Origin of the sequence: Pluralibacter gergoviae ATCC 33028 = NBRC 105706 (assembly GCF_001598855.1) — a bacterium.
GTDB lineage: Bacteria > Pseudomonadota > Gammaproteobacteria > Enterobacterales > Enterobacteriaceae > Pluralibacter > Pluralibacter gergoviae.
Window position 1 is genome coordinate 60,146 of sequence record NZ_BCZS01000017.1, and the last position, 24,856, is coordinate 85,001.

Below are 24,856 nucleotides of genomic sequence, written 5' to 3' on the forward strand. Positions count from 1 at the left end.
GTTAAAGAACGGGGAAAAACGGCGCATATCATAGCAGCGAATTCGGCATCTGTCCTGGCTTTATGCTACTATCGGCCAATTATCTTTCTTCGATGAAAAAACATGCTGCAAAATATTCGGATAGTCCTGGTAGAAACCTCCCACACCGGCAACATGGGCTCTGTCGCCCGCGCGATGAAAACCATGGGGTTAACCAACCTCTGGCTGGTCAATCCCCTCGTTGAGCCCGACTCTCAGGCCATTGCCCTCGCGGCAGGCGCCAGCGACGTCATCGGCAATGCGCAGATTGTTGACACCCTTGATGAGGCGCTCGCCGGCTGCAGCCTGGTGGTCGGGACCAGCGCCCGCTCCAGAACGCTGCCGTGGCCGATGCTCGATCCGCGCGAGTGCGGCCTTAAAAGCGTGGCGGAAGCCGCCCACGCTCCGGTGGCGCTGGTCTTTGGCCGCGAGCGTGTTGGCCTGACCAACGACGAACTGCAGAAGTGCCACTACCACGTGGCGATCGCCGCCAATCCGGAGTACAGCTCTCTGAACCTCGCCATGGCGGTGCAGGTTATCGCCTACGAAGTGCGGATGGCGTGGCTGGCGGCCCAGGAGAGCGGCGAGCAGCCCGAAGAGGCTGAGGCGCCGTACCCGCTGGTAGACGATCTTGAGCGTTTTTACGACCACCTTGAGCAGACGCTGCTCAGCACCGGCTTTATTCGCGCCAGTCACCCGGGGCAGGTGATGAACAAGCTGCGCCGGCTGTTCACCCGCGCGCGCCCCGAGAGCCAGGAGCTGAACATCCTGCGCGGCATGCTGGCCTCAATCGAGCAGTCAAATAAACAGCAATAGCGCGCGCCCGGCCTATACTCAGCTGCCAGCAGGTAGCTGAGAGCATCTGTTTATGCCATTTCGGAAGTTGCTCATGACACTAAATGCTAAATACCTGAGTAAAACGGTCAAGTAAATAGTTGACCAATTTACTCGGGAATGTCAGACTGACCTCGCTATGCAAAAGCTACATTTTAATAACAACCCCGGACAGGGGCGATTTGAGGCTAAGTAAGATATGAGACTGACATCTAAAGGGCGTTATGCCGTGACCGCAATGCTTGACGTTGCGCTCAACTCCGAATCGGGGCCGGTGCCGTTGGCTGATATTTCTGAACGTCAGGGAATTTCGCTTTCCTATCTGGAGCAGCTGTTCTCCCGCCTGCGCAAAAATGGACTGGTTTCCAGCGTACGCGGACCGGGCGGCGGCTACCTGCTAGGAAAGGATGCCGGAAGTATTGCAGTTGGCGAAGTTATCAGCGCCGTTGACGAATCTGTTGATGCAACACGTTGCCAGGGGAAAGCCGGCTGTCAGGGGGGCGATAAGTGCCTGACTCACGCGCTGTGGCGCGATCTGAGTGACCGCCTGACCGGCTTTTTAAACAATATCACCCTCGGTGAGTTGGTGAATAATCAGGAAGTTCTGGACGTTTCCGACCGCCAGCACATTCACGAAACTCAGCGTAGCACCCGTTCGCAGGACGCCATTGACGTTAAACTGCGTGCGTAACAAAAAAGAAGCGTAATATTCTTCGGGCTGGACTACCAGGGCAGCCCGAAGAGTTAAGCGTAAAAAAAGATTTAAGAATCAGGCCGGGCATTTGCTGTCCGTCGACACGGTCGTACATCCAGCCGGTTGCCTGGTTCCTTGCATTGAGTGATGTACGGAGTTAAAGAGCAATGAAATTACCGATTTACCTCGATTACTCCGCAACCACGCCGGTGGACCCGCGTGTTGCCGAGAAAATGATGCAGTACCTGACGCTGGACGGGACCTTTGGCAACCCGGCCTCCCGCTCACACCGCTTTGGCTGGCAGGCTGAAGAGGCGGTTGATATCGCCCGCAATCAGATTGCCGAGCTGGTCGGTGCCGACCCGCGCGAAATCGTCTTTACGTCTGGCGCGACCGAATCTGATAACCTGGCGATTAAAGGTGCAGCCAACTTCTATCAGAAAAAAGGCAAGCACATTATCACCAGCAAAACCGAGCATAAAGCCGTGCTCGACACCTGCCGTCAGCTGGAACGCGAAGGGTTTGAAGTGACCTACCTCGCGCCGCAGCGCAACGGCATCATCGATCTCAAAGAGCTCGAAGCCGCGATGCGTGACGACACTATCCTCGTCTCTATCATGCACGTGAACAACGAAATCGGCGTGGTGCAGGATATCGCTACCATCGGCGAACTGTGCCGCGCACGCGGTATCATTTACCACGTAGACGCCACCCAGAGCGTGGGTAAACTGCCTATCGATCTCAGCCAGCTGAAAGTGGACCTGATGTCCTTCTCCGGCCACAAAATCTATGGCCCGAAAGGCATTGGCGCCCTCTACGTGCGCCGCAAGCCGCGTATCCGCATCGAAGCGCAGATGCACGGCGGCGGTCACGAGCGCGGCATGCGCTCCGGTACGCTGCCGGTGCACCAGATTGTCGGCATGGGCGAAGCCTACCGTATCGCTAAAGAAGAGATGACCACCGAGATGGCCCGCCTGCGCGGCCTGCGTGACCGTCTCTGGAACGGCATTAAGGATATGGAAGAGGTTTACCTCAACGGCGACCTTGAGCAGGGCGCGCCGAATATCCTCAACGTCAGCTTCAACTACGTTGAAGGCGAGTCGCTGATCATGGCCCTGAAAGACCTGGCCGTCTCTTCCGGCTCCGCCTGTACCTCCGCAAGCCTCGAACCGTCCTACGTGCTGCGCGCGCTGGGCATGAACGATGAGCTGGCGCACAGTTCTATCCGTTTCTCTTTAGGTCGTTTCACTACCGAAGAAGAGATCGACTACACCATCGCTCTGGTGCAGAAGTCCATCGGCCGCCTGCGCGACCTCTCTCCGCTGTGGGAGATGTTCAAGCAGGGCGTGGATCTGAACACTATCGAATGGTCGCATCACTAATCGGAACCGACAGGAGAATACATCATGGCTTACAGCGAAAAAGTAATCGATCACTACGAAAATCCGCGTAACGTGGGTTCCTTTGACAACAGCGACGACAGCGTCGGCAGCGGCATGGTGGGTGCACCGGCTTGCGGCGATGTGATGAAGCTACAGATTAAAGTCAACGATAGCGGTATTATTGAAGACGCGCGTTTCAAAACTTACGGCTGCGGCTCCGCGATTGCCTCCAGCTCGCTCATCACCGAGTGGGTTAAAGGCAAGTCGCTCGACGAAGCACAGGCTATCAAGAACACCGATATCGCCGAGGAGCTTGAGCTGCCGCCGGTTAAGATTCACTGCTCAATCCTTGCAGAGGACGCGATCAAAGCCGCCATTGCGGACTATAAAAGCAAACGTGAAGCAAAATAATTAAGAGTTGAGGTTTTTTTATGTCGATTACCTTAAGCGACACTGCAGCAGCGCGGGTCAACACCTTCCTGGCAAACCGCGGTAAAGGGTTTGGCCTTCGTCTGGGGGTCAGAACCTCCGGCTGTTCCGGTATGGCCTATGTTCTGGAGTTTGTTGACGAGCCGGCGGCAGAAGACACCGTGTTTGAAGACAAGGGCGTAAAGGTGGTTATCGACGGCAAGAGCCTGCAATTTCTTGACGGCACTCAGCTGGACTTCGTCAAAGAAGGCCTTAACGAAGGGTTTAAATTCACCAACCCCAACGTTAAAGACGAGTGCGGCTGCGGCGAAAGCTTCAACGTCTAATCACGCCTAAGATAACCCCACTGCGGCCCGCCGCCGTGGGGTTTGCCTTTTCAGAGAACGCTATGGATTACTTCACTCTCTTCGGTCTGCCGGTCTCCTATCACCTGGATATGCCGCTGCTGACCACCCGTTTTCAGGATCTCCAGCGCCAGTACCATCCGGACAAATTTGCCAGCCAGCCTGCGGCTGAACAGCTTGCCGCCGTTCAGCAGTCGGCCACCATCAATCAGGCCTGGCAGACGCTGCGCCACCCGCTGACCCGCGCGGAGTACATGCTCTCCCTGCACGGCTTTGACCTGGCAAGCGAGCAGCACACGGTGCGCGACACGGCGTTCCTGATGGAGCAGCTGGAGCTGCGCGAAGAGCTCGACGAGATCGAAAAGGCAAAAGCGGGCGACCGTCTCGACGGCTTTATGCAGCGCGTGAAAAAAATGTATGACGTCCGTCTGCAGCAGATGGTGGGCGAGCTCGACAATGAAGCGTGGGACGCGGCGGCGGATACCGTGCGCAAACTGCGCTTTCTCGATAAACTGCGGGCGACGGCAGAACAACTCGAAGAAAAGCTGCTCGATTTCTGACTTTCTGGAAGCATAACCAACATGGCCTTATTACAAATCAGCGAGCCGGGGCTGAGCGCCGCGCCGCACCAGCGCAGGCTGGCGGCGGGTATTGACCTCGGCACTACCAACTCCCTGGTCGCGACCGTACGCAGCGGCCAGGCGGAGACCCTGGCGGACGCGCAGGGGCGGCACCTGCTGCCCTCCGTCGTGCACTACCGGGCAGACGGCCTGCGCGTCGGCTATGATGCCCGCGCCAACGCCGCCCAGGATCCGGTAAACACCATCAGCTCCGTTAAGCGTCTGATGGGGCGCTCGCTTGCCGACGTGCAGGCGCGCTACCCGCACCTGCCGTATCAGCTGCAGGCCAGTGAAAACGGCCTGCCGATGCTGGCGACCGCCGCCGGGCTGCTTAATCCGGTGCGCATCTCCGCCGATATTCTCAAAGCCCTTGCCGCCCGCGCCAGCGAAGCGCTGGCGGGCGAACTGGACGGGGTGGTGATCACCGTTCCCGCCTACTTCGACGACGCCCAGCGTCAGGGCACCAAAGACGCCGCCCGCCTGGCCGGGCTGCACGTGCTGCGCCTGCTCAACGAGCCGACCGCGGCGGCCATCGCCTACGGCCTCGACTCCGGCCAGGAGGGCGTGATTGCCGTCTACGATCTCGGCGGCGGCACCTTTGATATCTCCATCCTGCGCCTCAGCCGCGGCGTGTTTGAAGTGCTGGCTACCGGCGGCGATTCAGCGCTGGGCGGCGACGACTTCGACCACCTTTTGGCGGATTTGATCCGCGAGCAGGCGGGCTTCACCGACCGCAGCGACAACCGCCTGCAGCGCGCGCTGCTGGATGCCGCTATTGCCGCTAAAATCGCCCTCAGCGATGCCGACAGCGCTACCGTTGAAGTGGCTGGCTGGAAAGGCGAGGTCACGCGCGCGCAGTTTAATGACCTGATCTCCGCGCTGGTTAAGCGCACGCTGCTCTCCTGCCGTCGGGCGCTGAAGGACGCAGGCGTGGACGCCAGCGAAGTGCTGGAAGTGGTGATGGTCGGCGGCTCGACCCGCGTACCGCTGGTGCGCGAGCGGGTGGGCGAGTTCTTTGGCCGCGCGCCGCTGACCGCCATTGACCCGGATAAAGTGGTCGCCATCGGGGCCGCTATTCAGGCCGATATCCTCGTCGGCAACAAGCCGGACAGCGAAATGCTGCTGCTCGACGTGCTGCCGCTCTCGCTGGGTCTTGAGACCATGGGCGGACTGGTGGAGAAGGTTATTCCGCGCAACACCACCATTCCGGTGGCCCGCGCCCAGGAGTTCACCACCTTCAAAGACGGCCAGACCGCGATGTCCATCCACGTGATGCAGGGCGAGCGCGAGCTGGTGCAGGACTGCCGCTCGCTGGCGCGCTTTGCGCTGCGCGGTATTCCGGCGCTGCCGGCGGGCGGGGCGCATATCCGCGTCACCTTCCAGGTGGACGCCGACGGCCTGCTGAGCGTCACGGCAATGGAGAAATCCACCGGCGTTGAGTCCTCGATTCAGGTGAAGCCTTCCTACGGCCTGACCGATACTGAAATCGCCTCCATGATTCAGGATTCGATGAGCTACGCCGACCAGGACGTGCGGGCGCGGATGCTGGCCGAGCAGAAGGTCGAGGCAGCCCGGGTGCTGGAGAGCCTTAACGGCGCGCTGGCGGCCGATGCCGGCCTGTTAAGTCAGCAAGAACGTGAGCACATTGACGCCGCGGCTGCCGCCCTGCAGACCGCAGCATCAGGCGAAGATGCCGACGCCATAAAAGAAGCCATTAAAAATATCGACACACAAACCCAGGACTTTGCCGCACGCCGCATGGACCAGTCCGTCCGCAAGGCGCTGAAAGGCCAGTCCGTCGACGAGGTTTAATATGCCTAAGATTGTTTTTCTGCCTCATCAGGACCTCTGTCCCGATGGCGCAGTTCTGGAAGCAAAGCGCGGTGAAACCATTCTTGACGTTGCCCTGCGCAACGGTATCGAGATTGAACACGCCTGCGAAATGTCCTGCGCCTGCACCACCTGCCACTGCATCGTGCGTGAAGGCTTTGATTCGCTGCCCGAGAGCAGCGAAAACGAAGATGACATGCTGGACAAGGCCTGGGGGCTGGAACCCGAGAGCCGCCTGAGCTGCCAGGCGCGGGTCACCGATGAAGATCTGGTGGTCGAAATGCCGCGCTATACCATCAACCACGCACGCGAGCACTGATATGGCACTGAAATGGACCGACAGCCGCGAGATCGGCGAAGCGCTCTACGATGCGTACCCGGATACCGATCCGAAAACGGTGCGCTTCACGGATCTGCACCAGTGGATTTGCGAGCTGGAGGATTTTGAGGATGATCCGAACGCATCCAATGAAAAAATTCTCGAAGCGATTCTGCTAATCTGGCTGGACGAATACGCTTAACAGAACATTAACTTGGGCTACCTTCGGGTGGCCCATTTTGACTGCAAGGATAATGACCATGACCGACGCGATGAAGATAACGCTCTCCACCCAGCCTGCGGATGCGCGCTGGGGCGAGAAGGCGGCATACAGCATTAACAACGATGGTATTACGCTGCACCTGAAGGGCGAGGACGACCTCGGCCTGATCCAGCGCGCGGCGCGCAAAATCGACGGCCTGGGCATCAAGCACGTCGCGCTCAGCGGCGAAGGCTGGGACGCGGACCGCAGCTGGGCCTTCTGGGCGGGCTACAAAGGGCCGAAGGGCAAGCGTGAAGTAGAGTGGGCCGGGCTGGACGACGCCCAGCGCAGCGAGCTGGACAATCGCCTTACCATTATCGACTGGGTGCGCGACACCATTAACGCCCCGGCAGAAGATCTGGGTCCGGAGCAGTTGGCGCAGCGCGCGGTGGATCTGCTGCACCTGGTGGCCGCCGACAAGGTCAGCTACCGCATCACCAAGGGCGAAGATCTGCGCGATCAGAACTACATGGGCCTGCACACCGTCGGCCGCGGCTCCGAGCGCCCGCCGGTGCTGCTGGCGCTGGACTACAATCCGTCCGGCGATGAAAATGCGCCCGTGTATGCCTGCCTCGTTGGCAAGGGCATCACTTTTGACTCCGGCGGCTACAGCCTTAAGCAGTCCGCATTCATGGACTCGATGAAGTCCGATATGGGCGGCGCGGCGACGGTGACCGGCGCGCTGGCCTTTGCCATCACCCGCGGGCTCAATAAGCGCGTCAAGCTGTTCCTCTGCTGCGCGGATAACATGGTCAGCGGCAATGCCTTCAAGCTCGGCGACATTATCCACTATCGCAACGGCAAAAACGTTGAGGTGATGAATACCGACGCGGAAGGACGCCTGGTGCTGGCCGACGGCCTGATCGACGCCTCGGCCCAGAAGCCGGAACTGATCATCGACGCCGCGACCCTGACCGGGGCGGCGAAAACGGCGCTGGGCAACGACTATCACGCCTTGTTTAGCTTTGACGACAAGCTGGCCGCCCGCCTGCTGGCGAGCGCCAGCGCCGAGAACGAGCCGTTCTGGCGCCTGCCGCTGGCGGAGTTCCACCGCAGCCAGCTGCCGTCTAACTTTGCCGAGCTGAACAACACCGGTAGCGCCGCCTATCCGGCGGGCGCCAGCACGGCAGCGGGCTTCCTGTCGCACTTCGTGGAGAACTACCGCGAGGGCTGGCTGCACATCGACTGCTCGGCGACCTACCGCAAAGCGGCGGTGGAGCAGTGGTCCGCCGGGGCGACCGGGCTGGGCGTGCGTACTATTGCGAATCTGCTCACCGCAGAGTAAGACGTCAATTTGCCGGCCGGGCAGGCGCTCGCCGCCCGGCCGCTTTTAGTGTGAAAATCATGTCCGAAAATAAAAACGAACTGGAAACCCTGCTCGAGCAGGCCGCCACCGAGCCCGCCCACCGCCCGGCCTTTTTCCGCACCCTGCTGGCGTCCACCGTCTGGGTCCCCGGCGCGGCGGCGGAAGGCGAGCAGATTGTTGAAGATAGCGCGGTCGATCTCCAGCACTGGGAGAAGGATGACGGCAGCTCCGTCATTCCCTTTTTTACCTCTCTGGACGCCCTGCAGCAGGCGGTCAGCGGCGAGCAGCCCTTCGTGGTGATGCCGGCGCGCACCCTGTTTGAAATGACGCTCGGCGAGACGCTGTTTCTCAACGCCCGCCTGCCGACCGGCAAAGAGTTCACCCCCCGGGAAATCAGCCACCTGATCGGCGAAGAGGGCAACCCGCTCAGCACGCAGACCGTGCTGGAAGGCGGCGCGGCGCTGCTGCTCTCCGAAGTCGCCGAACCGCCCGCGCAGATGGTGGACTCGCTGACCGCGCTGTTTAAATCGCTGAAAACGGTCAGGCGCGCGTTTCTGTGCTCGATTAAAGAGCAGGCCGACGCCGCCCCGAATCTGCTGATCGGCATTGAAGTGGAGGGCGATATCGACGAGGCGATCCAGGCTACCGGCAGCGTAGCGATGGATACCCTGCCCGGCGACGAGCCGGTTGACGTCTGCCTGGTGGCAGAGGGCGAGCAGGGCATCAGCCATTTTATGCTGGCGCACATTACGCCGTTCTATGAAAAGCGCTGGGGCAGCTTTTTGCGGGATTTTAAGCAGAACAGGATTATTTGATGTATTCCGACGGCGCGCCAGCGCCGCCGGAAGAGACGTCAGGCCGGTTCGACCGGTAAATCGCTCCTCGCCCCCCATTCGCTCCACGACCCGTCATACAGCGTGACGTCCGGCGCGCCCAGCGTTGCCAGGGCCAGAACCACCACTGCGGCAGTCACGCCGGACCCGCAGCTGGCGACGATCGGCTGCTGCAGATCAATGCCCTGGCGGTGGAAGATGGCCGCCAGCTCATCGGTGGTTTTCAGCTCGCCGTTGACCACCAGATCGCCCCAGGGCACGTTCTTCGCGCCCGGAATATGCCCGCGGCGCAGGCCGGGGCGCGGCTCGTCGGCCTGGGCCAGAAAGCGCGGCGCCGGGCGGGCGTCAACCAGCTGCGGGCTGCCTTCATGGCTGGCGACCAGCACGTCGGTCAGACGCTTAACGTTACCGGCGGCAAACTTCGCCTCAAACTCGCCTTCCGGCAGCTCAACGTCGCCGGTCTCCAGCCGCAGCTCGTCCCGCTGCCAGCCGGCCAGACCGCCCGCAAGAATCGAGACATTCTCCACGCCGAAGGTGCGCAGCATCCACCACGCGCGCGGGGCCGAGAAGAGGTTGCCCTCATCGTAAACCACCAGGTGCTTATCGCCGCTGACCCCCAGTTCACGCATCGCTACAGCGAACGCCTCCGGGCGCGGCATCGTGTGCGGCAGCGGACTGGTGCGATCGGAGAGGGCCTCAATATCGAAAAATACCGCGCCCGGCAGGTGGCCCGCGCGATACTCGGCGGCCATATCGCGCTGCGCCTCCTGTCCCGGCGGGGCCATGCGGGCGTCAATCACCTGAATCTGCGGATCGTTGATACGTTCGGCCAGCCAGTCGGCGGCAACAAAAAAGGAGGTGGTCATTGTGCTCTCCGTTTACCTGTAGATAGAGTGATTGTCGGCGTTTTTAGCGCGAGCGCAAGGCGCGAAATGACCAACTGCGAACGAACGCGGACTTTTAATACTATTGGTAAAAAATACTATTACGCCTACTATTGCGTCACGATAAATAAGCGGCCCCGGGGCCGGAGGTTACAGGATGAAACCCTTTCGTTTGGCGGCGCTATCCCTGGCGCTGATCGCAGCATTCACGCTGTCCGGCTGTGACAACGCCGATAAGCCCACGGCGGCGGCCCCTGCGGCGTCCGCGGATGCCGCCGCAGCACCCGCGGCGAAGAAACCCGATGCCGCACAGCTGAAAACGCTGGCGGAGAAAAGCCGGGGCAAGGCGCTGACGCTGCTTGATGCTTCGGAAGTGCAGCTCGACGGCGCGGCGACGCTGGTGCTCACCTTCTCAATCCCACTCGATCCGGATCAGGATTTTGCCAAAGCTATCCACCTGGTGGATAAAAAGAGCGGCAAAGTGGACGGCGGCTGGGAGCTGGCCCCGAACCTGAAAGAACTGCGCCTGCGCCACCTGGAGCCGAAGCGTAATCTGGTGCTGACCGTGGAGCCCACGCTCGTTGCGCTGAACAAAAGTACGCTGCAGCAGGGCGCGGAAAAAGAGATCGATACCCGCGACGTCGAGCCCAGCGTCGGCTTTGCCAGCCGCGGCTCCCTGCTGCCGGGGAAAGTGGTTTCCGGCCTGCCGGTCATGGCCCTCAATGTCAATAATGTCGATGTTAACTTCTACCGCGTGAAGCCTGAATCGCTGGCGTCGTTCGTCAGCGAGTGGCAGTACCGCAGTTCGGTCAGCAACTGGGAGTCTGAGCAGCTGCTGAAGATGGCGGACCTGGTCTATACCGGCCGTTTCGATCTTAACCCGCAGCGCAACACCCGCGAAAAGCTGCTCCTGCCGCTCGGCGATATTAAGCCGCTGCAGCAGGCGGGCGTTTACGTGGCGGTGATGAATCCCGCCGGGCACTACAGCTACAGCAATGCCGCGACGCTGTTTACCCTAAGCGACCTCGGCGTCTCGGCCCACCGCTACCATAATCGCCTCGACGTCTTTACCCAGAGCCTGGAAAACGGCGCGGCGCAGTCCGGCATCGACGTACAGCTCCTCAATGATAAGGGGCAGACTCTCGCGCAGGCCACCAGCGACGGGCAGGGCCACGTCACCCTGGAAACGGATAAAGAGGCCGCGCTGCTGCTGGCGCGCAAGGACGGCCAGACCACGCTGCTGGATCTCAAGCTGCCGGCGCTCGACCTGGCGGAGTTCGATATCGCCGGCGCGCCGGGCTACAGCAAACAGTTCTTTATGTTTGGCCCGCGCGATCTCTATCGCCCCGGCGAGACGGTTATCGTCAACGGCCTGCTGCGCGACAGCGACGGCCGACCGCTGGCCGAGCAGCCGGTGAAGCTGGAGGTCGTCCAGCCCGATGGCCAGGTGGTGCGCACCGTGATGAGCAGTGCGGTGAACGGTCTCTATCAGCTGACCTTCCCGCTGGGCGCCGGCTCGGCGACCGGGATGTGGCACGTCCGCGCCAGCGTTGGGGATAACCAGAAGCGCGAGTGGGATTTCCACGTCGAAGATTTTATGCCCGAGCGCATGGCGCTGAAGCTGACCCCGGACAGCGCGCCGCTCGCACCGGATGCCGGAGTACGCTTTGCGGTGGCCGGTGACTACCTCTACGGCGCGCCCGCCAGCGGCAACGCCCTGCAGGGCAAGCTGTTCCTGCGCCCGCTGCGCGACGCCGTCGCGGCGCTGCCCGGCTTCCAGTTTGGCGATATCGCCGGCGAGAATCAGTCCCGCACGCTCGATGAGGTTGAACTGACCCTCGATGAGCAGGGGCGCGGAGAGGTGACGGCCGAAAGCCAGTGGCAGGAGACCCACTCGCCGCTGCAGGTGATCCTCCAGGCGAGTCTGCTGGAGTCCGGCGGACGTCCGGTGACCCGCCGCGCCGTGCAGGCCATCTGGCCGGCGGAGGCGCTGCCGGGTATCCGCCCGCAGTTCGCCAGCAAGGCGGTCTACGACTACCGCACCGATACCACCGTCCAGCGGCCGATGGTGGACGCCGACGGCAACGCCGGTTTTGATATTGTTTATGCCGACGCGAAGGGCAATAAAAAGGCGGTTGATGGCCTGCAGGTGCGGCTGATCCGCGAGCGCCGGGACTACTACTGGAACTGGTCCGACAGCGAAGGCTGGCAGTCGCAGTTTGACCAAAAAGATCTGACCGAGGGCGAAGAGACCCTGAACCTTAAAGCCGACGAAACCGGTAAAATCAGCTTCCCGGTCGAGTGGGGCTCCTATCGCCTGGAGGTGAAAGCTCCGGACGATACCGTCAGCAGCGTGCGCTTCTGGGCGGGCTACAGCTGGCAGGACAACAGCGACGGCAGCGGTGCGGCGCGTCCCGACCGCGTGACCATGAAGCTCGACAAACCCTCCTACAAGCCGGGCGATACCATTAAGCTGCATCTGACCGCCCCGGCGGCGGGCAAGGGCTACGCGATGGTGGAGTCCAGCGAAGGGCCGCTGTGGTGGCAGGAGATTGACGTTCCCGTCGACGGTATGGATCTGTCGATCCCGGTCGATCAAAAGTGGAATCGCCACGATCTCTACCTCAGCGCGCTGGTGGTTCGCCCCGGCGATAAGTCGAAGTCCGCCACGCCGAAGCGCGCGGTGGGTCTGCTGCATCTGCCGCTGGGCGACGAGGGGCGCCGCCTTGAACTGGCGCTCGATGCGCCGGCGAAAATGCGCCCTAACCAGCCGCTGACGGTGAAAATTAAGGCCAGCAGCAAAGCGGGCGCGGTACCGAAGCAGGTCAACGTGCTGGTTTCCGCCGTCGACAGCGGCGTGCTGAACATTACCGACTACGCCACGCCGGATCCGTGGAACGCCTTCTTTGGCCAGAAGCGCTACGGCGCGGATATTTACGATATCTACGGCCAGGTAATTGAAGGGCAGGGGCGTCTGGCCAGCCTGCGCTTCGGCGGCGACGGCGATGAGCTCAAGCGCGGCGGCAAGCCGCCGGTTAATCACGTCACTATTGTCGCCCAGCAGGCGCAGCCGGTGCAGCTGAATGAGAACGGTGAGGGTAGCGTGACGCTGCCCATCGGCGACTTCAACGGCGAACTGCGGGTGATGGCCCAGGCCTGGACCGCCGACGATTTTGGCAGCAGCGACGATAAAGTGGTGGTGGCCGCCCCGGTTATCGCCGAGCTTAACGCCCCGCGCTTCCTCGCGGGCGGCGACAGCAGCCGCCTGGCGCTGGATCTCACCAACCTTACCGACCGGCCGCAGACCCTGAGCGTGGCGCTCGGCAGCAGCGGGCTGGTGCAGGTGCAGGGCGGGCAGCCGCAGCCGGTCACCCTGGCGGCGGGCCAACGCACGACGCTGTTCGTGCCGGTCAGCGCGAAGCCGGGCTTCGGCGACGGCGAGGTGACGGCCACCGTCGGCGGCCTGAGCCTGCCGGGAGAGAACATCGCCCCGCTGCAGAAAAACTGGAAGATTGGCGTCCGTCCGCCGTTCCCGGCGCAGACCGTCAATGCCGGTGTTGCCCTGCAGCCGGGCGAGAGCTGGCGCGCCCCGGCCGCCAGCGTCGAGGGCTTCTCGCCGGCGACCCTCGAAGGCCGTCTGCTGTTCAGCGGCAGGCCGCCGCTGAACATCGCCCGCTATATCAGCGAGCTGCGCGCCTATCCCTACGGCTGCCTGGAGCAGACCACCAGCGGCCTGTTCCCGCAGCTCTACACCAACGCCGCGCAGCTGAAGGCGCTGGGTATTAAGGGCGACAGCGATGAGAAACGCCGGGCGGCGGTGGATCTCGGCATCGCCCGCCTGCTGCAGATGCAGCGCGACGACGGCGGCTTCGGGCTGTGGAGCAAAGAGGGGCCGGAAGAGTACTGGCTCACCGCCTACGTGATGGACTTCCTGACCCGCGCCGGCGAGCAGGGCTACAGCGTGCCGGCCGACAGTCTGACGAAGGGCAACAACCGCCTGCTGCGCTATCTCCAGCAGCCGTCGCTGATGACGATTCGCTACAGCGACGACGGCGACGCCAGCCGCTTCGCGGTGCAGGCCTACGCCGCGCTGGTGCTGGCTCGCCAGCAGAAGGCGCCGCTGGGGATGCTGCGCGAGGTGTGGGAGCGCCGCGCCCGGGCGAAAGCCGGGCTGCCGCTGGTGCAGTTGGGTCTGGCGCTGAAGCTGATGGGCGACGCGCCGCGCGCGGAGCAGGCTATCGGCCTGGGGCTGAACACCGCGCGGGTCGATAAGCGCAGCTGGCTGGCGGACTACGGCAGCACGCTTCGCGACAACGCGCTGGTGCTGAATCTGCTCGAGGAGAATAAGCTGCTGCCGGACGCGCAGAACAGGCTGCTCTCTGACCTGTCGCAGGAGGCCTTCGGCCAGCGCTGGCTCTCCACTCAGGAGATGAACGCCCTGTTCCTCGCCGCGAAGGGGCTGCAGGATAATCCGGGCAACTGGCAGGCGCAGACCTCTCTGCAGGACGAGACCCTGGGCGGCAATAAGGCGCAGTCGCGCAGCCTGACCGCCGACCAGCTTGCCGCCCTGAGCGTGACCAATACCGGCCAAAGCCCGCTGTGGCTGCGTCTCGACAGCAGCGGCTATCCGCAGTCGGCGCCGCAGCCCTTCAGCAACGTGCTGCAGATCGAGCGCACGTTCCTCGACGCCAGCGGCCGGGAGCGCCCGCTCTCTTCGCTGCGCAGCGGCGAACTGGTGCTGGTGCATCTCCAGGTGCGCGCCAGCCAGAACGTGCCCGATGCGCTGGTGGTGGACCTGCTGCCTGCCGGACTTGAGCTGGAGAACCAGAATCTCGCCAGCAGCAGCGCCGGGCTGCAGGAGAACGGCGCCGGCGTGCAGGATCTGCTGAGCCAGATGCAGCAGGCGGATATTCAGCACGTCGAATTCCGCGATGACCGCTTCGTTGCCGCCGTGGCGGTGCGCGCCGGACAGCCGGTGACCCTGGTCTACCTGGCCCGCGCCGTGACGCCGGGCACCTACGAGGTGCCGGTGCCGCAGGTCGAGTCGATGTACGTGCCGCAGTGGCGGGCCACCGGCGCCGCCAGCGGGCCGCTGATCGTTAAGCCGTAGCGTGCCGGCGCGCGGGCTAAAAAAATCCCGCTGGCGCTGGCCGGCGGGATTTGTTGTTTTGAGCGTCCTGCTGCTGGCGGTCGCCGACCGGCTCTGGCCGCTGCCGCTTCACGAGGTGGCGCCCGCCAGAGTGGTGGTCGCCGAAGACGGCGCCCCGCTGTGGCGCTTCGCCGATGCCGACGGCATCTGGCGCTATCCGGTGACGATTAACGAGGTTTCACCGCGCTACCTTGAGGCGCTGATCCAGTATGAAGACCGCTGGTTCTGGGACCATCCCGGCGTTAACCCGCTCTCCGTCGCCCGCGCCGCCTGGCAGGATCTGCGCGCCGGGCGCGTGATCTCCGGCGGCAGCACCCTGACGATGCAGGTCGCGCGCCTGCTCGATCCCCATCCCCGCACCTTCGGCGGCAAGCTGCGCCAGTTGTGGCGCGCCCTGCAGCTGGAGTGGCACCTCGACAAGCGCCAGATCCTGACGCTCTATCTCAACCGCGCGCCGTTCGGCGGCACGCTGCAGGGCATCGGCGCCGCCAGCTGGGCCTACCTCGGTAAGCCGCCCGCAGAGCTGAGCTACGCCGAGGCGGCGCTGCTGGCGGTGCTGCCCCAGGCCCCGAGCCGCCTGCGGCCGGACCGCTGGCCGCAGCGGGCGCAGGCGGCGCGCGATAAAGTGCTGTCGCGGATGCAGGCCCGGGGCGTCTGGCCGGCGCGGGCGGTGAAGGAGGCCAAAGAGGAACCGGTGTGGCTCTTCCCGCGCCAGATGCCGCAGCTGGCGCCGCTGTTTGCCCGCCGGGTGCTGGCCGCCAGTCGGGAAGAAAAAATCGTCACCACCCTCGATGCCGGGCTGCAGCGCCAGCTGGAGGAGATGGCGCTTAACTGGAAATCGCGGCTGCCGCCCCGCAGTTCGCTGGCGATACTGGTGGTCGATCATACCAGTATGAAGGTGCGCGGCTGGGTAGGATCGGCGGATCTCGCCGACGACAGCCGCTTCGGCCACGTTGATATGGTCACGGCGGTGCGCTCCCCCGGTTCGCTGCTGAAGCCGTTTATCTACGGCCTGGCGATGGACGACGGGCTTATCCACCCGGCCTCGCTGCTGCAGGACGTGCCCCGGCGCTTCAGCGATTACCGGCCGGGCAACTTCGACAGCGGCTTTCACGGCCCGGTGAGCATGAGCGATGCCCTGCAGCGCTCTCTCAACCTGCCCGCGGTGCAGGTGCTGGAAGCCTACGGGCCGAAACAGTTTGCCGCCCGCCTGCGCAACGCCGGACTGCCGCTCAGCCTGCCCGCCGGCGCGGAGCCGAATCTCTCCCTGAGCCTCGGCGGCGCCGGGGCGCGCTTAGCGGATATTGTCGCCGCCTACAGCGCCCTGGCGCGGCACGGGCGGGCAGGGCGGCTGCGGCTGCTCCCCGGCGATCCGCTGGTTGAGCGGCCGCTGCTGTCGCCGGGCGCGGCGTGGATTATCCGCCGCATTCTGGCGGGCGAGGATCAGCCGCTGCCCGATAGCGCGCTGCCGCAGGTGGTGCCCCTGGCCACCAAGACCGGCACCAGCTACGGCTACCGCGATGCCTGGGCGGTCGGCGTCAACGCCCGCTACGTCATCGGCATCTGGACCGGGCGCCCCGACGGCACGCCGGTAGTAGGGCAGTTCGGCTTTATCAGCGCGGTGCCGCTACTCAACCAGGTCAGCAATCTTACGCTATCGCGGGCTACGGGCGGGCTGCCCGCCGATCCGCGTCCCGCCTCGGTCAGCGGCGGCACTGTCTGCTGGCCGGGCGGCCAGAGCCTGCCCGCCGGCGACGGCAACTGCCGCCGCCGCCTCTCCGGCTGGCTGCTCGACAACAGCCAGCCGCCGACGCTGCTGCTGCCGGGCCAGGAGGGGATGCGCGGCATCCGTTTTCCCATCTGGGTGAATGCCGCAGGCGAGCGGGTGGCGGCCGACTGCCCCGGCGCGCAGGAGCAGATGCTCAGCGTCTGGCCGCTGCCGCTGGAGCCCTGGCTGCCGGCGGGCGAGCGCCGCGCGGCGCGCATCCCCGCCGCGTCCGGGACCTGTCCGCCGCTGGGGGCGCAGGATCCGGCGCCGCTGACGCTCGCCGGCGTGCGCGACGGGGCGGTGATCCGGCGGCTGCCCGGCGAAAACCGGGCGTCGCTGGTGCTGCAAACCAGCGGCGGCGAGGGGCGGCGCTGGTGGTTTGTTAACGGCGAACCGCAGCAGGCGGAAGGCCCGGCCCTGACGCTTGAGCTGCAGCAGGCGGGAGAGTATCAGTTGGTGGTGATGGACGATGGCGGGCAGACCGCCGCCGCGCGGTTTACGCTGCAGTAGATAATAACACTACCTTTTGTAAGTGAATGTTGCCGTGCATGGTTTTATTTTAAAAAAATGTTATCTCAGTCCGTAGGCAAGGCGGAGATTGCTCATTATAATGCGCGCCAGATACGAGACCGCGTCGCAGGATGCGTCATTCACCAGAACATCTTATTAGATTCAGAGGTTATCAATGGCTATTGAACGTACTTTTTCCATCATCAAGCCCAACGCGGTGGCAAAAAACGTTATTGGCAGCATCTTTACCCGCTTTGAAGCAGCAGGGTTCAAAATCGTCGGCACCAAAATGCTGCACCTGACCGTTGAGCAGGCGCGCGGCTTCTATGCCGAGCACGAAGGTCGCCCGTTCTTTGACGGCCTGGTTGAATTCATGACCTCCGGCCCGATCGTGGTCTCCGTGCTGGAAGGCGAAAACGCCGTACAGCGTCACCGCGATCTGCTGGGCGCCACCAACCCGGATAACGCCCTGGCCGGCACCCTGCGCGCCGATTACGCCGACAGCTTCACCGAAAACGGCACCCACGGTTCCGACTCCGTTGAGTCCGCGAAGCGTGAAATCGCCTACTTCTTCGCAGAAGGCGAAGTCTGCCCGCGCACCCGCTAATCCTCGCCGCTTTTTAGGCCACCTTCCGGTGGTCAGAAATCATAGAGGATTCTGAAACGCGGCAAGATTGTGTCTTTGCCGCGTGCAGGCGTGGCAATCATGCGCCAGAATTTGTACAATGCGACGCCCCGGAAGAGCCTGGCTCTCACCGGGGCGTCCTTTTTAACCCACCTGGGGCCATAACGTGTAATAACGAGGCCGGAAGCGAATATGTCTGAACAAATTGTCACGCCTGATAGCGCCTGTCTGACGGTGCCGAATAAAGAAATTAAAACCAACCTGCTGGATTTAAACCGTCAGCAAATGCGGGAGTTCTTTAAGAACTTAGGCGAAAAGCCGTTCCGCGCCGATCAGGTGATGAAGTGGCTCTACCACTACTGCTGCGACGACTTTGATGAAATGACCGACATCAATAAGGTGCTGCGCGGCAAACTCAAAGAAGTGGCCGAAATCCGCGCGCCGGAAGTGGTTGAGGAGCAGCGCTCCTCCGACGGCACCATCAAGTGGGCCATCGCCGTGGGCGATCAGCGCGTCGAAACGGTCTATATCCCGGAAGACGATCGCGCCACGCTCTGCGTCTCCTCTCAGGTCGGCTGCGCGCTGGAGTGCAAGTTCTGCTCCACGGCCCAGCAGGGCTTTAACCGCAACCTGCGGGTTTCCGAAATTATCGGCCAGGTGTGGCGGGCGGCAAAAATCGTCGGCGCGCAGAAAAAGACCGGCGTGCGTCCTATCACCAACGTGGTGATGATGGGCATGGGCGAGCCGCTGCTCAACCTGACCAACGTCGTCCCGGCCATGGAGATCATGCTCGACGACTTCGGCTTTGGCCTCTCCAAGCGCCGCGTCACGCTCTCGACCTCCGGCGTCGTTCCGGCGCTGGATAAGCTCGGCGACATGATTGACGTCGCGCTGGCGATCTCCCTGCACGCGCCGAACGATGAGATCCGCGACGAGATTGTGCCGATCAATAAGAAGTACAATATTGAGACGTTCCTCGGCGCCGTTCGCCGCTACCTGGAGAAGTCCAACGCCAACCAGGGCCGCGTCACCATCGAGTATGTGATGCTGGATCACGTCAATGACGGCACCGAGCACGCCCATCAGCTGGCGGAGCTGCTGAAGGATACGCCGTGCAAGATTAACCTGATCCCGTGGAACCCCTTCCCGGGCGCGCCCTACGGCCGCAGCTCTAACAGCCGCATCGACCGCTTCTCCAAGGTGCTGATGAGCTACGGCTTCACCACCATCGTACGTAAAACACGCGGTGACGATATCGACGCCGCCTGCGGTCAGCTGGCCGGAGACGTTATCGACAGGACCAAGCGCACCATGCGTAAGCGTATGCAGGGTGAACCGATCGCCGTAAAAGCAGTCTGACGGAAAGGACGCCGCGCGCAAATTTGTGCGCGGTGTCAGGTATGTTTAAGGAATAATCGAAACGTACTGATACATTTAAGAATTACGGTGCGTTTCTGCCAGGATTGAGGCAGTATGTACCGGGCCAACAATACGTTAGCCATACGTGCTTATACTGACAGTTCGACGATTGACAATCGGATGCTTCGCGGTGCTGGCTCCAGCGGCACCAGAACCCTAAATTTACGTACCAGCAGCTGTAGCGAATGAATACTGAAGCCACTCAAGACCCACAAGCAGCACAGACCACGGGAACGCGCCTGCGCAATGCCCGTGAACAACTCGGACTTAGCCAGCAAGCGGTTGCTGAACGCTTGTGCCTGAAAGTTTCCACGGTTCGTGATATTGAGGACGATAAGGCGCCAGCAGAACTCGCGGCGACCTTTCTTCGCGGCTATATCCGCTCCTACGCCCGTCTCGTGCACGTTCCGGAAGAAGAACTGCTGCCGATGATGGCCAAGCAGGTGCCGATCAAGGCCGCCAGGATGCAGCCGGTGCAGAATATTTCGCTCGGCAAGCGGCGTAAAAAGCGCGACGGCTGGCTGATGACCTTTACCTGGCTGGTGCTGTTCGTTGTCGTCGGCCTCACCGGCGCCTGGTGGTGGCAAAACCACAAGGCCCAGCAGGAAGAGATTAGCACTATGGCGGATCAGTCCTCCGCCGAGCTGAGCGCAAGCGATAGTAGCAGCAGCCAGAGTATTCCGCTGGACACCAGCGGTGCGCAGAGCCAGGCGCCTGATGCAGCGGCGACGGCCAGCGCGCCGGCCAACAGCGCTACCGCTTCCGACAGCGCGACGTCTACGCCGGCGGCGGCCCAGGACACGCAGAGTAACAGCGTGGTGCCCCCTTCTCAGGCGAACGTTGATACCGCATCCGGGCAGACTGCGCCTGCCAGCGGCACGGCGGACGCCGCGCTGCCTACCGACCAGGCGGCAGTGACGCCCGCCGCCGATGCCAACGCGCTGGTAATGAATTTTACCGCCGACTGCTGGCTGGAAGTCACCGATGCCAGCGGCAAAAAGCTGTTCAGCGGCATGCAGCGTAAAGACGGTACCCTTAACTTAACAGGCCAGCTGCCGTATAAATTAAAAATCGGCGCCCCTGCGGCGGTGCAGATCCAGTTCCAGGGTAAACCTGTCGATCTGAGCCGCTTTATCAGAACTAACCAGGTTGCACGTCTGTCCCTGAAGGGCGAAGAAACGCCGGCTCAGGCGCAGTAACGGACGCGCAGCGCGGGAGAATTTTTACATGCATAACCAGGCTCCGATTCAACGTAGAAAATCTAAGCGTATTTACGTTGGGAACGTGCCAGTCGGCGATGGGGCTCCCATCGCCGTCCAGTCGATGACCAATACCCGTACCACCGACGTGGAAGCGACGGTCAATCAGATCAAATCCCTTGAGCGCGTTGGCGCGGACATCGTCCGCGTCTCCGTGCCGACCATGGACGCGGCCGAAGCTTTCAAGCTGATTAAGCAGCAGGTGAGCGTCCCGCTGGTAGCCGATATCCACTTCGATTACCGCATCGCGCTGAAAGTGGCCGAGTACGGCGTCGACTGCCTGCGCATCAACCCCGGCAACATCGGTAACGAAGAGCGCATTCGTCAGGTGGTTGACTGCGCGCGGGACCACAATATCCCTATCCGCATCGGCGTCAACGCCGGTTCGCTTGAGAAAGATCTGCAGGAAAAATACGGTGAACCGACGCCGCAGGCGCTCTACGAGTCCGCCATGCGCCACGTCGATCATCTTGACCGGCTCAATTTCGACCAGTTCAAGGTCAGCGTGAAGGCCTCAGACGTATTCCTCGCGGTTGAGTCCTATCGCCTGCTGGCGAAGCACATCGAGCAGCCGCTGCACCTCGGCATCACCGAGGCGGGCGGCGCGCGCGCGGGGGCCGTTAAGTCGGCCATCGGCCTTGGGCTGCTGCTGTCTGAAGGGATCGGCGATACGCTGCGCATTTCGCTGGCCGCCGATCCGGTTGAAGAGATCAAAGTCGGCTTCGATATCCTCAAGTCCCTGCGCATCCGCTCGCGCGGCATTAACTTCATCGCCTGCCCGACCTGTTCGCGCCAGGAGTTTGACGTTATCGGCACCGTTAACGCTCTCGAAGAGCGGCTAGAAGATATCATCACGCCGATGGACGTATCGATCATCGGCTGCGTGGTGAACGGCCCCGGCGAGGCGCTGGTCTCCACCCTCGGCGTTACCGGCGGCAATAAGAAAAGCGGCCTGTACGAAGACGGCGTGCGTAAAGACCGGCTCGATAACAACGACATGATTAGCCAGCTCGAAGCGCGCATTCGCGCCAAGGCCAGTATGCTCGACGAGTCGCAGCGCATCGACATACAACAGGTTGACGCCAAATAACGTATTGGGAAGCGGCACGCTTCCCGTGTATGATTGAACCCGTCGGCGCACAGGCGTCAGGGTTCATTTTTGTATCTATAAAGAGAAAAAACGTGGCAAAAAACATTCAAGCCATTCGCGGCATGAACGATTATCTGCCGGGCGAAACCGCTCTCTGGCAGCGCATTGAAGGCTCCCTGAAGCAGGTTCTTGGCAGCTACGGCTACAGCGAAATTCGGTTGCCGATTGTAGAGCAGACCCCGTTATTCAAGCGCGCTATCGGTGAAGTGACCGACGTGGTTGAAAAAGAGATGTATACCTTCGAGGACCGCAACGGCGACAGCCTGACTCTGCGTCCGGAAGGGACTGCGGGCTGCGTACGCGCCGGCATTGAGCATGGTCTTCTGTACAATCAGGAACAGCGTCTGTGGTATATCGGTCCGATGTTCCGCCACGAGCGTCCGCAGAAGGGGCGCTATCGCCAGTTCCATCAGCTGGGCTGCGAAGTCTTTGGCCTGCAGGGGCCGGACATCGACGCCGAGCTGATTATGCTTACCGCCCGCTGGTGGCGCGTGCTGGGCATCAGCGAGCACGTCCGCCTGGAGCTGAACTCAATCGGCTCTCTGGAAGCCCGCGCGAAATACCGCGAGGCGCTGGTAGCCTACCTCGAGCAGTATAAAGAGAAGCTGGACGAAGACAGCCAGCGCCGCATGTACAGCAATCCGCTGCGCGTGCTGGACTCGAAGAACCCGGAGGTGCAGGCGCTGCTCGACGACGCGCCGGCGTTGTCAGATTATCTCGATGACGACTCCCGGGAGCACTTTGCCGGCCTGTGCGCGCTGCTCGATGCCGCCGGCATTGCTTATACCGTTAACCAGCGCCTGGTTCGCGGTCTCGACTACTACAACCGCACCGTGTTCGAATGGGTTACCAACAGCCTCGGCGCGCAGGGCACTGTCTGCGCGGGCGGCCGTTACGATGGCCTCGTTGAACAGCTGGGCGGGCGCGCGGCGCCGGGCGTCGGTTTCGCCATGGGCCTTGAGCGATTAGTTTTACTGGTTCAGGCGGTGAATCCGGAATTTAAAGCCGATCCTGTTGTCGATATATACCTGGTCGCAGCGGGTAACGACACGCAGTCCGCGGCAATGCGCCTGGCGGAAGCGCTGCGCGACCAGATGCCGGACGTGAAGCTGATGACCAACCACGGCGGCGGCAACTTCAAGAAGCAGTTTGCCCGCGCCGACAAGTGGGGCGCCCGCGTGGCGCTGGTGCTCGGCGAGTCCGAAATTGCCGCCAATAGCGTGGTGGTGAAAGATTTACGCTCCGGTGAGCAGACGACAGTAACGCAGGATAGCGTTGCCGCACATTTGCGCGCGCTGCTGGGCTAAAAGGCCCGGAAACATTTTTCAGGAGAGGTACTGGGTGGAAGTCTACAGTAACGAGAACGAACAGGTTGACGCGCTGAAGCGCTTTTTTGCCGAAAACGGCAAAGCGCTGGCCGTGGGCGTGATCCTGGGCATTGGGGCGCTGGTGGGCTGGCGCTACTGGAATTCGCATCAGGAAGACGGCGCACGCGAAACGTCTCAGGGTTATCAGGCCGCCCTGGCCCAGGTAAAGGCCGGCGATCCGGCGACCTATACCGCAGCGGAAAAATTTGCCGCCGGTGAAAAAAATACCTACGGCGCGTTTGCGGCGATGGAACTGGCGCAGAAGTTTGTTGACGCCAACCAGCTGGACAAAGCCGAACAGCAGCTGCAGACCGCGCTGTCTGCGGCCTCTGACAGCAATCTCAAATCCGTGGTTAGTCTGCGCCTGGCCCGCGTCCAGCTGCAGATGAAGCAGCCGGACGCCGCCCTGAAAAGCCTTGATGGTATTAAAGGCGAAGGCTGGACCGCTATTGTCGCCGACCTGCGCGGCGATATTCTGCTCAGCAAAGGCGACAAGCAGGGGGCTAAAGCCGCCTGGCAAGCCGGCGTGAAGAGCGATGCTTCATCGGCGCTCAGCGAAACGATGCGCATGAAAATGAATAATTTGTCCATCTGAGAGGGACCCGATGCAATTGCGTAAACTACTTTTGCCAGGACTGCTATCCGTTACCTTACTGAGCGGCTGCTCGCTGTTCAGCAGCGAAGAGGACGTGGTTAAAATGTCCCCGCTGCCGACGGTTGAAAACCAGTTCTCGCCGTCCACCTCCTGGAGCACTTCCGTAGGAAGCGGTATTGGCGATTTCTACTCCAACCTCCACCCGGCCATTGCCGACGGCGTCGTCTATGCGGCTGACCGTAAGGGCACCGTCAAAGCGGTCAACGCCAGCGACGGCAAAGAAGTCTGGTCCGTCAACGTAGCCGAAAAAGACGGCTGGTTCTCGCGCGTTCCGGCTCTGCTCTCCGGCGGTCTGACCGTTTCCGGCGGCCACGTCTACGTCGGCTCCGAAAAAGCGCAGGTTTATGCGCTGAACACCAGCGACGGTTCGGTTGCCTGGCAGACCCGCGTGGCGGGTGAGGCGCTGTCCCGTCCGGTGGTCAGCGACGGTATGGTGCTGATCCACACCAGCAACGGTCAGCTGCAGGCGCTGAACGAAACCGACGGTGCCGTTAAGTGGACCGTTAACCTGGATATGCCATCCCTGTCGCTGCGCGGCGAGTCGGCGCCGTCCACCGCGTTTGGCGCTGCCATTGTCGGCGGCGATAACGGCCGCGTCAGCGCCGTGCTGATGCAGCAGGGCCAGCTTATCTGGCAGCAGCGCATTTCGCAGGCCACTGGCCCGACCGAAATCGATCGCCTGAACGACGTGGACACCACGCCGGTCATCGTCAACGGCATCGTATATGCGCTGGCCTACAACGGTAACCTGACAGCGCTGGATCTGCGCAGCGGCCAGATTATGTGGAAGCGCGAGCTGGGCTCGGTGAATAACTTCATCGTTGACGGCAACCGCATCTACATGGTCGATCAGACCGACCGCGTGCTGGCGCTCAGCACCGAGGGCGGCGTAACGCTGTGGACCCAGACCGCACTGCTGCACCGCCTGCTTACCGCGCCTGCGCTGTATAATGGCAGCCTGGTGGTTGGCGACAGCGAAGGCTACATGCACTGGATGAATCCGCAGGATGGCCAGTTCGTTGCCCAGCAGAAGGTGGACAGCTCCGGTTTACTGACCGATCCTGTAGTGGCTGACGGTCAATTGCTGATCCAGGCGAAAGACGGCACGCTGTACTCCATTACGCGTTAAGTCTTTTCGCGGTATGCATTGCAAACGGCCCCTGTTCAGCAGGGGCCGTTTTACTGTTTTTAGAATTTAA

The 24,856-nt window shown here is 62.2% G+C and carries 21 protein-coding genes; 20 read left to right on the top strand and 1 reads right to left on the bottom strand.

The features are described 5' to 3' along the window. The first annotated feature begins 102 nt into the window (after positions 1-102). The 11 genes from trmJ (at position 103) to sseB (ending at position 8,853) form a co-directional block, all read left to right on the top strand. Entirely contained in the window at positions 103-834 is a 732-nt protein-coding gene (trmJ, locus tag ENGE1_RS16930) for a tRNA (cytosine(32)/uridine(32)-2'-O)-methyltransferase TrmJ (RefSeq protein ID WP_045287207.1), read from the top strand. A gap of 217 nt (positions 835-1,051) precedes the next feature. Beyond that, positions 1,052-1,543, top strand: coding sequence for a Fe-S cluster assembly transcriptional regulator IscR (gene iscR, locus ENGE1_RS16935; protein ID WP_043082528.1), 492 nt, complete (start codon positions 1,052-1,054; stop codon positions 1,541-1,543). Positions 1,544-1,713: 170 nt separating this feature from the next. Then, a complete protein-coding gene (gene iscS / locus ENGE1_RS16940) occupies positions 1,714-2,928 on the top strand; it encodes a cysteine desulfurase (RefSeq protein WP_043082529.1) in 1,215 nt (404 codons plus the stop codon). A gap of 24 nt (positions 2,929-2,952) precedes the next feature. Beyond that, the gene (gene iscU, locus ENGE1_RS16945; protein ID WP_043082530.1) at positions 2,953-3,339 is read left to right on the top strand and encodes a Fe-S cluster assembly scaffold IscU; all 387 of its coding nucleotides are present in this window, start codon (positions 2,953-2,955) and stop codon (positions 3,337-3,339) included. Positions 3,340-3,359: 20 nt separating this feature from the next. Then, positions 3,360-3,683 carry an iron-sulfur cluster assembly protein IscA gene (iscA, locus tag ENGE1_RS16950; protein ID WP_043082531.1) on the top strand — a complete coding sequence of 108 codons (324 nt, stop codon included), beginning with the start codon at positions 3,360-3,362 and terminating at the stop codon, positions 3,681-3,683. 62 nt (positions 3,684-3,745) lie between these two features. Then, entirely contained in the window at positions 3,746-4,261 is a 516-nt protein-coding gene (hscB, locus tag ENGE1_RS16955) for a co-chaperone HscB (protein ID WP_043082532.1), read from the top strand. 21 nt (positions 4,262-4,282) lie between these two features. Next, the gene (gene hscA, locus ENGE1_RS16960; RefSeq protein ID WP_043082533.1) at positions 4,283-6,133 is read left to right on the top strand and encodes a Fe-S protein assembly chaperone HscA; all 1,851 of its coding nucleotides are present in this window, start codon (positions 4,283-4,285) and stop codon (positions 6,131-6,133) included. A gap of 1 nt (position 6,134) precedes the next feature. After that, positions 6,135-6,470, top strand: coding sequence for an ISC system 2Fe-2S type ferredoxin (gene fdx / locus ENGE1_RS16965; protein WP_043082534.1), 336 nt, complete (start codon positions 6,135-6,137; stop codon positions 6,468-6,470). 1 nt (position 6,471) lies between these two features. Further along, positions 6,472-6,672, top strand: a complete 201-nt coding sequence (gene iscX, locus ENGE1_RS16970; RefSeq protein WP_045287205.1) for a Fe-S cluster assembly protein IscX — start codon at positions 6,472-6,474, stop codon at positions 6,670-6,672. Positions 6,673-6,730: 58 nt separating this feature from the next. Next, the gene (gene pepB / locus ENGE1_RS16975) at positions 6,731-8,017 is read left to right on the top strand and encodes an aminopeptidase PepB (protein WP_048254465.1); all 1,287 of its coding nucleotides are present in this window, start codon (positions 6,731-6,733) and stop codon (positions 8,015-8,017) included. Between the two features lie 59 nt (positions 8,018-8,076). Further along, positions 8,077-8,853 (top strand): enhanced serine sensitivity protein SseB, encoded by a 777-nt coding sequence (gene sseB, locus ENGE1_RS16980; protein ID WP_045287203.1) that lies wholly within the window; start codon positions 8,077-8,079, stop codon positions 8,851-8,853. Between the two features lie 38 nt (positions 8,854-8,891). On the opposite strand, the gene sseA is transcribed toward sseB, so the two are convergent. Further along, a complete protein-coding gene (gene sseA, locus ENGE1_RS16985; protein ID WP_043082538.1) occupies positions 8,892-9,737 on the bottom strand; it encodes a 3-mercaptopyruvate sulfurtransferase in 846 nt (281 codons plus the stop codon). 175 nt (positions 9,738-9,912) lie between these two features. Here sseA and ENGE1_RS16990 point away from each other — a divergent pair, with 175 nt between their 5' ends. The 9 genes from ENGE1_RS16990 to bamB all read left to right on the top strand — a co-directional run bounded on the left by ENGE1_RS16990 (position 9,913) and on the right by bamB (position 24,786). Then, on the top strand, positions 9,913-14,865 hold the full coding sequence (locus ENGE1_RS16990) for an alpha-2-macroglobulin family protein (protein WP_048254467.1): 4,953 nt from the start codon (positions 9,913-9,915) through the stop codon (positions 14,863-14,865). A gap of 1 nt (position 14,866) precedes the next feature. After that, on the top strand, positions 14,867-17,182 hold the full coding sequence (pbpC, locus tag ENGE1_RS16995) for a peptidoglycan glycosyltransferase PbpC (RefSeq protein WP_048254468.1): 2,316 nt from the start codon (positions 14,867-14,869) through the stop codon (positions 17,180-17,182). Positions 17,183-17,357: 175 nt separating this feature from the next. Then, positions 17,358-17,789, top strand: a complete 432-nt coding sequence (ndk, locus tag ENGE1_RS17000) for a nucleoside-diphosphate kinase (RefSeq protein ID WP_048254470.1) — start codon at positions 17,358-17,360, stop codon at positions 17,787-17,789. A gap of 210 nt (positions 17,790-17,999) precedes the next feature. Next, entirely contained in the window at positions 18,000-19,166 is a 1,167-nt protein-coding gene (locus ENGE1_RS17005) for a bifunctional tRNA (adenosine(37)-C2)-methyltransferase TrmG/ribosomal RNA large subunit methyltransferase RlmN (RefSeq protein WP_043082542.1), read from the top strand. A 245-nt stretch (positions 19,167-19,411) separates the two neighbouring features. Next, on the top strand, positions 19,412-20,425 hold the full coding sequence (gene rodZ / locus ENGE1_RS17010; protein WP_048254472.1) for a cytoskeleton protein RodZ: 1,014 nt from the start codon (positions 19,412-19,414) through the stop codon (positions 20,423-20,425). Between the two features lie 28 nt (positions 20,426-20,453). Next, positions 20,454-21,575, top strand: a complete 1,122-nt coding sequence (gene ispG / locus ENGE1_RS17015; protein ID WP_043082544.1) for a flavodoxin-dependent (E)-4-hydroxy-3-methylbut-2-enyl-diphosphate synthase — start codon at positions 20,454-20,456, stop codon at positions 21,573-21,575. 92 nt (positions 21,576-21,667) lie between these two features. Continuing rightward, positions 21,668-22,942 (top strand): histidine--tRNA ligase, encoded by a 1,275-nt coding sequence (gene hisS / locus ENGE1_RS17020; protein ID WP_048254473.1) that lies wholly within the window; start codon positions 21,668-21,670, stop codon positions 22,940-22,942. Positions 22,943-22,976: 34 nt separating this feature from the next. Next, on the top strand, positions 22,977-23,597 hold the full coding sequence (locus ENGE1_RS17025; RefSeq protein WP_048254475.1) for a YfgM family protein: 621 nt from the start codon (positions 22,977-22,979) through the stop codon (positions 23,595-23,597). Positions 23,598-23,607: 10 nt separating this feature from the next. Next, positions 23,608-24,786: an outer membrane protein assembly factor BamB gene (bamB, locus tag ENGE1_RS17030; RefSeq protein WP_043082546.1), complete on the top strand. Its 1,179-nt coding sequence runs from the start codon at positions 23,608-23,610 to the stop codon at positions 24,784-24,786. The last annotated feature ends 70 nt before the right edge of the window (positions 24,787-24,856 follow it).